The sequence below is a fragment of the Streptomyces alkaliphilus genome (genome assembly GCF_014141535.1).
Taxonomy (GTDB): Bacteria; Actinomycetota; Actinomycetes; order Streptomycetales; family Streptomycetaceae; genus Streptomyces; species Streptomyces alkaliphilus.
In genome coordinates this window covers 1-1,342 of sequence record NZ_VKHT01001199.1, presented here as the reverse complement: position 1 = coordinate 1,342, position 1,342 = coordinate 1, and the positions used below count along the sequence as shown (strand labels likewise).

Sequence of the window (1,342 nt, the reverse complement as noted above, 5' to 3'; positions counted from 1 at the left end):
GGGGACGGCATCGGGGGCGGGGCGCGGACCGAGGAGCTGACATTGCCCGGCTTCCGCCACGACCCCTGTTCGGCGGTTCACCCGATCGGGGTCGGTTCCCCCGCTTTCAACGCCATGCCGCTGGCCCGGCACGGGCTGGAGTGGTTGGAGGCCGAGTACGCCCTCGCCCACCCCTTCCCCGACGGCACGGCCGCGCTGCTGACCCGTTCGGTGGAGGAGACCGCCGCTTCCCTGGAGGGCCGCGACGGCGAGGTCTACCGGCGGTTGCTCGCCCCCTACCTGGGGCGCTGGGAGGATCTGGCGCACGACTTCCTCACCGTACCGTGGGAGCTGCCCCCGCGCGGGCCGGTCACCCTGGCCCGGTTCGGCCTCACCGGCCTGCCGCCGGTCTCCTGGCTGATGCGCCGCTTCCGGGGCGAGCGGGCCCGCGCCCTCTTCGCCGGGCTGGCCGGCCACGTCATCTCCCCGCTGAACACCCCGGCCACCTCGGCGATCTCCCTGGTCTTCGCGCTGGGCGCGCACGAGGGCGGCTGGCCGATCGCGCGCGGCGGCTCGCAGGCCATCTCCGACGCCCTCGCCGGATACCTGCGGGAGCTGGGCGGCACCATCCACACCGGGGTGGAGGTCAGGCGGCTGGACGAGCTGCCGCCGGCCCGCGCCTACATCTTCGACACCTCCCCCACCGCCGCCGCCCGCATCGCCGGGCTCGGGGACGCCTTCCGGTCCTTCCGGTACGGGGCCGCGGCCTTCAAACTGGACTACGCCCTCTCCGGCCCCGTCCCGTGGAGCTCACCGGCCGCCCACCGGGCCGGGACGGTCCACCTGGGGCCCACGGCCGGGGAGATCGACACCGCGCTGCGGGCCGCCGTCTCCGGCCACGCGCCCGAGGTGCCGTTCCTCATCACCTCCCAGCCGACCGTCATCGACCCCTCCCGGGCCCCGGAGGGCAAGCACGTCTTCTGGGTCTACGGGCACGTCCCGCACAACTGGCGGGGAGACCTCACCGAGGCCGTGGAGCGGCAGATAGAACGCTTCGCCCCGGGCTTCCGGGACCTGGTGCTGGGACGGGCGGTCTCCGGGCCGCCGCAGCTGGAGGCCCGGAACGCCAACTACGTCGGCGGGGACATCGCCTGCGGCGCCTTCTCCGGCCTGCAGACCATGTTCCGGCCCAAGCCGAGCCCCCACCCGTACGCGACTCCGCATCCCGCGGTGTTCCTGTGCTCCTCGGCGACCTGGCCGGGACCGGGCGTGCACGGCATGTGCGGGCACAACGCCGCCCGTGCCGTCTGGCGCCGCCTGCGCGCCGCCGAGCGGGACTGAGGGGCGCGGCGGGGCGCGGGGA

1 protein-coding gene is annotated in these 1,342 nt (G+C 75.3%); it reads left to right on the top strand.

What is annotated here, in order from left to right:
- On the top strand, positions 1-1,320 hold a 1,320-nt coding region (locus FNQ90_RS23400), incomplete at its 5' end, for a phytoene desaturase family protein (protein WP_182608174.1).
- Positions 1,321-1,342 lie beyond the last annotated feature (22 nt).